This window comes from Anabaena sp. CA = ATCC 33047, from assembly GCF_963870205.1.
Lineage (GTDB): Bacteria > Cyanobacteriota > Cyanobacteriia > Cyanobacteriales > Nostocaceae > Trichormus.
The window spans coordinates 2765-9870 of the sequence record NZ_CAWMSA010000040.1 but is presented as its reverse complement, the minus strand read 5'-3'; the positions used below and the strand labels follow the sequence as shown (position 1 = coordinate 9870).

Annotated in this window: 6 protein-coding genes; 4 read left to right on the top strand and 2 right to left on the bottom strand. The window is 39.7% G+C overall.

What is annotated here, in order from left to right; all coding sequences use genetic code 11:
* The first annotated feature begins 157 nt into the window (after positions 1–157).
* Positions 158–868 (top strand): ribose-5-phosphate isomerase RpiA, encoded by a 711-nt coding sequence (gene rpiA, locus AACS98_RS09550; protein WP_066378830.1) that lies wholly within the window; start codon positions 158–160, stop codon positions 866–868.
* A gap of 103 nt (positions 869–971) precedes the next feature.
* Here rpiA and AACS98_RS09545 read toward each other — a convergent pair whose 3' ends face one another.
* On the bottom strand, positions 972–1727 hold the full coding sequence (locus tag AACS98_RS09545) for a type 1 glutamine amidotransferase (protein WP_232317137.1): 756 nt from the start codon (positions 1725–1727) through the stop codon (positions 972–974).
* 260 nt (positions 1728–1987) lie between these two features.
* Between AACS98_RS09545 and AACS98_RS09540 the strand changes: the two genes are divergently transcribed.
* From AACS98_RS09540 to AACS98_RS09530, 3 genes are all read left to right on the top strand, one after another.
* The gene (locus tag AACS98_RS09540; RefSeq protein WP_066378828.1) at positions 1988–3277 is read left to right on the top strand and encodes a serine hydrolase; all 1290 of its coding nucleotides are present in this window, start codon (positions 1988–1990) and stop codon (positions 3275–3277) included.
* Positions 3278–3817: 540 nt separating this feature from the next.
* Positions 3818–4180 carry a ferredoxin gene (locus AACS98_RS09535; RefSeq protein WP_066378819.1) on the top strand — a complete coding sequence of 121 codons (363 nt, stop codon included), beginning with the start codon at positions 3818–3820 and terminating at the stop codon, positions 4178–4180.
* A gap of 138 nt (positions 4181–4318) precedes the next feature.
* A complete protein-coding gene (locus AACS98_RS09530; protein ID WP_066378816.1) occupies positions 4319–5116 on the top strand; it encodes a hypothetical protein in 798 nt (265 codons plus the stop codon).
* An 85-nt stretch (positions 5117–5201) separates the two neighbouring features.
* Here the strand turns inward: AACS98_RS09530 and AACS98_RS09525 are convergent, their stop codons facing one another.
* Positions 5202–7043, bottom strand: a complete 1842-nt coding sequence (locus AACS98_RS09525; RefSeq protein ID WP_066378814.1) for a tetratricopeptide repeat protein — start codon at positions 7041–7043, stop codon at positions 5202–5204.
* Between the last annotated feature and the right edge of the window lie 63 nt (positions 7044–7106).

The following is a 7106-nucleotide window of genomic DNA, read 5'->3' as shown; positions in this document are numbered from 1 at the left end:
CCTTGTCTACCTTGTCCCCTTGTCCCCCTTCCTTTGTCTTCCTCATCCCCCTCATCCCGAAAAATTGTGCTGGAGTGAATTTTGAAGTGGCAAGGATTGTAGTATAGTCGGCCGTGGTGAAGCCATCAATTTAGACAATATTTTAGGAGTTTTGGGAATGACAGGAACAATAGACCCAGTTACTTTGATGAAGCAAGAAGTTGGTAAAGCTGCGGCGGCTTTGGTTAAGTCTGGTTCAATTGTGGGGTTGGGGACTGGTTCTACTACAGCTTACACGATTCAATATTTAGGCGATCGCCTCAAGTCTGGCGAACTCAAAGATATTCTTGGTATCCCTACCTCGTTTCAGTCTGAGGTGTTGGCGAAAAAATACGGCGTTCCTCTCACCACTCTAGACGCTGTTGACCATATTGATATTGCCATTGATGGGGCTGATGAAGTTGACCCCAACAAAAACTTGATTAAAGGTGGTGGTGCAGCCCATACCCGCGAGAAAGTTGTTGATTACTTGGCGAATCAATTTATTGTCGTGGTAGACAGTGGTAAATTAGTAGACCGCTTAGGTTCTGTTTTCGCTGTCCCAGTGGAAGTTATCCCCATGGCAATTACCCCTGTAACTAATGCGATTAAAAAACTCGGTGGTAAACCAGAACTGCGTATGGGTGTGAAAAAAGCCGGCCCTGTAATCACTGACCAAGGTAACTTTGTCTTAGATGTGAGATTTGATTCCATTGACGACCCAGTTAACCTAGAAAAAACCCTGAATAATATTCCAGGTGTTTTAGAAAATGGTATCTTCGTCAACTGTGCAGATGTAGTTTTAGTTGGCGAAGTCGTAGACGGTAAGCCAGTAGTGCGACAACTCTAGGTTGCGATTGAAAGGCTAGGAATCAGCAGGGGTGCAGGGGTAGACAAGGGAGAAATTCTTTCCTATTCCCCAGTCCCCATTCCCCATTCCCCAAACAGGTAAACTAGCTCAGACTTTGATTAGCAAGTCTATCTAGTATGTTGCTCATTATAGTGTTAATCTTGTCAAAATTCTCTTCTTGGGCTAGCATCTGTTCTGGTTGCTGAATGTATTTGCCATCAACCAGTTCATTGGCACAATTCTCTATTATCTGACGAATACTGTCTTGAGTTGACTCCAAGTGAAACTGTAAAGCTAATACATTCTTTTTATAAATAAATGCCTGATTCTGACAAGCTTCGCTGTAAGCTAATCTAGTTGCGCTTTGAGGTAAATCAAACGTGTCACCATGCCAATGAAACACTGTAAACTTTGGCGGTAAAGCACCGAAAATAGCTGATTCTTGGGCTAATTTTGTGAGTTCAATCGGAAACCAACCTATTTTTTTATACTGTCCTTGATAAACTCTTGCTCCTAAAACATCCGCGATTAATTGCGCTCCTAAACAAATGCCGATAACTATCTTATTCGCTTGAATTACTTGTTCTATAAATCGCTTTTCTGGAGTCAGCCAAGCATACTTTTCATCCTCATATATATTCATCGGCCCACCCATGACTATTAACCAATCAATCTCATCAATTTTCGGTAAAGGGTCATTTTCATAAAATTTAGTGGCTGAAATTTGATGATGATTTTTGATAGCCCATGATTCTATACTGGCAAGGTTTTCAAAAGGAACATGTTGTAAATAATGGATTTTCATCGACAAGTTTTTGTAAAAATGGGCAAATTGGCTATTTAATTGTTCAAGATTCATTGTATTGTTAAAACACCTAGTTGAGTTGCTTTGATTGGTTCAATGCTGGCATATTGACAAATGAATGAAACTATGTTGTCGTAGTGTTGACTAATCTGTGTCGGCTTTCTTGAAATGACATTGGAACTATTTGATTTTATCAACGTCTCGATGTCGGAAAAGAAAGGCAATTACTAGAGTGTTAAATATTCTCCGGAAAATATTTAACAGTCTCAGAAAAACTTGCAAATGCACTATATCGCTGTTCACAACTCACACGCATGAAATCACCTGTTTTATTTCTCGGCTTACTCAGCAGTGTTCTTGTATCTTTACCTGCAAATGCAGCCCGCTTACAATCATGGAATTTTAACCCCAATAATAATCAATTAAGTATCACTACTGATTCTGAAGTTAAACCGAGGGCTTTTTTAATTAGTAACCCTAATCGTATTGTCATTGACTTTCCAAAAACCAGCTTAAACCGTAGTACAATCAATAGAAGCTTTGGGGCAGCAGTTAAAGAAATTCGGATTGGTCAGTTTGATGCTCAAACTACTAGGATAGTGGTTGAGCTAGCCCCTGGTTATACAGCTAATCCTGAAAAATTATTGATTAAAGGAAATTTGTCTACTCGCTGGGTTGTTGATTTATCAGTAATTGAGAAGGATGTTGAGCAAATATCATCTAGTCCAATCTCTGGTAGTGAAGATAAAATTTTTCTTCCCATCGAAAATAACTTAAATTTTGCGGGGGTTGTACCTTTAAATCATGAGATATCTCAACTGGAGTCTCAAATTAAAAGCTTGATGAGACGTTACAGTTCTCTCACACCCGGAATGTTTTTCTTAGATATGGAAACGGGTGAGTATTTAGACATCAACGGTGAGAAAGCATTCCCTGCTGCTAGCACTATTAAGTTCCCGGTTCTTGTGGCTTTATTCCAAGAAATTGAGGCGGGTAGAGTCAAGACAAATGAAACTTTAGTAATGCGGCGTGACTTGATGACTGGTGGTTCGGGTAATATGCAGTATCAAAAGCCTGGAACTAAGTTTAATCTTTTGGAAACTGCCACCAGAATGATGACTATCAGCGATAATACCGCCACCAATATGATTATTGATCGCTTGGGTGGTAAGAATAGACTGAATGAGCGTTTCCGCAGTTGGGGATTGCAAAATACTGTGATTCGTAATTTGCTAGGAGATTTTAAAGGGACTAATACAACCAGTGCTAAAGATTTAGTCCGGTTGGCGGCGTTAATTTCTAATGATAAGTTGATCAATCGTAACAGCTATGCTCAGGTGATGGATATCATGCGTCGCTGCAAAAACAGAAGTTTGTTACCTGTTGGTCTGGGTAAAGGTGCGGCGATCGCTCACAAAACAGGTACACTAGGAAGGGTGTTAGGCGATGCTGGCATTATACAAACACCATCAGGAAAACGCTACTTAGCAGGTATTTTAGTAGGTAGACCTTTTCGTGATGCTAGAGCCAAGAGTTTTATCAATCAAGTTTCTCGTCTAGTATATGGCTACCTGGAACAACCAAGATCAGTTAGCCAGAAGTAATTTCTCTAACCAGAATTCATTTCAGTCTCGGTAGTGATTTATTCTTCACTGCCGATTTTTGATTTGTAGCCATTTGAAGTTAAGTTCAGAAATATATATCAGATGATAGATGTTAAATCGTTAAAATTTAATCAGTTATCGCTGCCTGAATTTGATGAATTTTTCAGATATATTTCTAAATATTTAGTTATTTGTCACAGAAATTCATAATTTTTATTTTGACTAATTTATCTCAAAAAAAGACGTAATTATCGATTGATTTTTAGGTCTGATGTTTGATTTCAGTGGACAAAAAAGACGGACTTAATAAACTCCAGTTTTTCAGTAGGCTTTATAAGCCTGACTTGGCAATGATTAGTAATCAAACCCCTATAAACTTGTGTAGATTGTTGATAAAAACCCGGTAATTATATCGGGAAAGTCAACTTAAAAATTTTATGCCCAAAAAGGCTATTGACGATTTCAAAAGTTATGATTAGCGTTATAAGTAAGTCCTGCAAAGGACGTTATCTAAGCATCAGAAAATCGGAGGTATTTCCTATGATGATGATGATGACTGAATCGATGACTGAGCAAATGCAAGCTTGTATGAAAGCTTGTATGGAATGTCAGAAAATGTGCATGGAAACCATGACTTACTGCATGAGCAAAGGCGGTAAGCAAATGGATATGGGCATGATGGGCATGATGCGCGACTGCGCGGAAATGTGCATGATGTGTATGAATATGATGATGGGCGGTTCTGAGTTCATGGGGCGCACTTGTATGCTCTGTGCAGAAATGTGCGATCGCGTGGCGATGGCCTGTGAACAAATGCCCGATGATAAAATGATGATGGACTGTGCAATGGCTTGCCGCAATTGTGCAGAAGCTTGCAGAGCAATGCAAATGATGCCTGCATAATTTAACTAACTAGCAGAAGTTTATCTGCAACCTATTATTCAAGCGTCTGGACTTTTTTTGTCTGGACGCTTGAAGTTTTAAGAGCAAAATATTAACTTTAGAATTGGCACTAAATTTTGCTAATATGCCATTGGCTAGATGAAACATCTGAAATCCCGTTCCCAAGACTTACGGAGTTTATTTGAGAACAATATCACAATTGAATATGTGGCGGAATCTCTCAAATCTGTGCCAGCAGAGTCAAACGTGACAGAAGTGCTGCACTGGATGCAGGTACAAGATTTTGATGTGGTGGGAATTGAAACGGGAAATACTATCACCGGATATATTGAACGCTCTAATTTAATCACCGCTAAATCTGGTAAGTGTGGTGACTATCAGCGTGTGTTTCATCCTCAAGAACTCATTGCTGTTTCTACACCACTCATCAAGTTACTACCCATCTTACAACAAAGTCCTAGACTGTTTGTTCTAGACTGCAATCAGGTGAGTGGAATTATTACCTGTGGCGACTTACAAAAAGCACCAGTCAGAATGTTGCTTTTTGGTTTAGTGACTTTATTAGAAATGAATTTGTTACGATTAGTCAGGCTTTACTATCCTCAAGATTCTTGGCAGAAATTGCTTAGAAATGAACGTTTAGAAATTGCCCGTAAATTATGGCGAGAAAGTCAAGAAAGAAACGAAGCTACAGATTTGTTAGATTATCTCCAGTTTTGTGATAAACGCGAGTTAGTTTTACATCATCCAGAATTACTGCAACAATTAGATTTAAAATCAAAACGTTCTGGTGAACGTTTTTTAAAAGCTGCTGAACAGTTACGCAATAAATTAGCTCATGCTCAAAATTTGGCTAGCGGTTCTTCTTGGAATGATTTGATTTCTTTGGCAGCGCAGATAGAAAAGTTGTTAATTCGTTGTGAGGAAATTGAGTAATTTTAAGTTGGGATGAGAATGGAACGCAGATGAACGCAGATAAACGCGGATGAATCTGGATTTTATCCGGTTGGAATCTGCTTGATTACGTTGATTCTTGATATTGTGTTAGCAATTTGGGTATGTAATCATAGCCGTCTATGCCTATGATGGCGATGATTTTGGGGCGGTGTTGCAGAAGTAAGTTTTGAAAGTTTTCTGTGCCTATTTGTCCTTGTAATATTATTAGTAATCCGGCTGGTTGTCGCCATTCTCTAGAGGCAATTTGCTCTAAAAGATACATTCCTAAGCTGCCAGTGTATACGGCTTTTTCTGGATTTTGTAAGTGATAATAAGCTTCGGCTAGATAGGCTAAGTTACGTCCTTGGAGGTATAAATCGCCGGAAATTTGCGCTGTTTTAAAACCATCTTCTAGATATTTAATGGCTGTTTCTGGTTTTTGAATTACTAGATAGGCAATTCCTAAGCTACTGAGACATAAGGCTTTACTTTGAATATCAGCTAATTTTTCTGATAAGTTTAATCCTTGTTCTAAATAGTTAATTGCCATTTGATATGTTTCTGGTTCTACTTGTTCCAGTTTTTGGGCTTGCATGACTTCGCTGTAACCTAAGTTAACCAAGGCGTTGGCTTCTCCGGTGCGATCGCCTGTTTGACGACTCAGCATTAATGCTCTTTGACTCTGATTTATCGCTTCGGTGTAGTTCTGTTCTTGTACGTAGGTACGGCTGAGGTGATTTAAATTCGCAATTTCACAGGGGCGATCGCCTGCATTCCTGGCTATTTCCAAGGCTTGCTCATGAAATTGTATTGAGCGTTGATATTGTCCTAAAGCCCGTTGTGAATACCCCAACAGCGTTAAAATTCGCGCTTTTTCTTGTGTTCTCGCAACTTTGCTTAATGGTTCATCTAAATAATCTAGTGCATCCCGTAAGTAGCTACCAGAAAAGGAAGCGAAAATCCCACCGTAAAGGGGAAAATAAGCACGTTGGGCAAAGGTTCGCAGAATTTGTAGCATGATTTGAGATGCTGCATTACTGTACACCGTTTGACTTTGCCAACCACTGGCTAACTGACTCCAAATTACAGCAAAAGTCAAGAAGGTGGAAATCGACAATTTAGAACCTGCTTGAATGTTATATGTTTGCTGGTCAAACCAACTAACTAACCCACGTTGCAAATATTGTAAAATTATGGATATTTCCACCCAATCACTCAGGGTTAATTCCCGTTGAGTTTCTGCAAAGGGAATTGCAGATTGCTCTACAGCTAAGGTGCGAAGTAAAGCTTGGGGTACATCACTATTAACTTTTTTTGCCCAAGTTGCCCAAGGGCCTGTTTCTCCTGGTACACCACCAAATCCCAAGGCTTGATTCTGCTCATACATCCAGCTTACTAGATGCTCTTGTAGCCTTTGCCAAGCAGTTAAACCACGGTTAATCCCTTGTGATATCTGGGCTATGTCTGCATCAAACTGGGCAAATTGTTGTAGAGATTTGGCTAATTGTTGTAGTTGGGATAAATTAAGCGGATTTTTGAGGTTTGGGTCAGTCAGACGTAAGAATGTGGCGAGACGTTCATCTGCGGAAGCTGTGGTAATGGCTTGAGATGCGGAGGCGATCGCTTCTATGGCTTGATTTTGTTCTCTATATCTTTGCCATTGAGTTTGAATTGTTTTAATTGCTCGTAAACTGCGGTTGGCTTTGGCTTTTTTCACTTCATCAGGTTCGCTATCTACCTGTGTTTGGATTGCACTGGCGCGATCGCTCAAAGCTACCTCAAATATTTCCCCCGTACCAGCCAAAATACCTTTTTGCAGCATTTGATACACCATCTCGACAGAGCTAATTTTGCCCTGAAGAGTGAGTTGGACAATTTCATCAATTAAAGCGAGATAGCGATCGCGCAAAGGTAAAGAGTCTGACACTTTAATAACTGGGGAAAGTCACAACAACTCTTATTTTAGTGTACTGGGGCATGGGGGATTGGG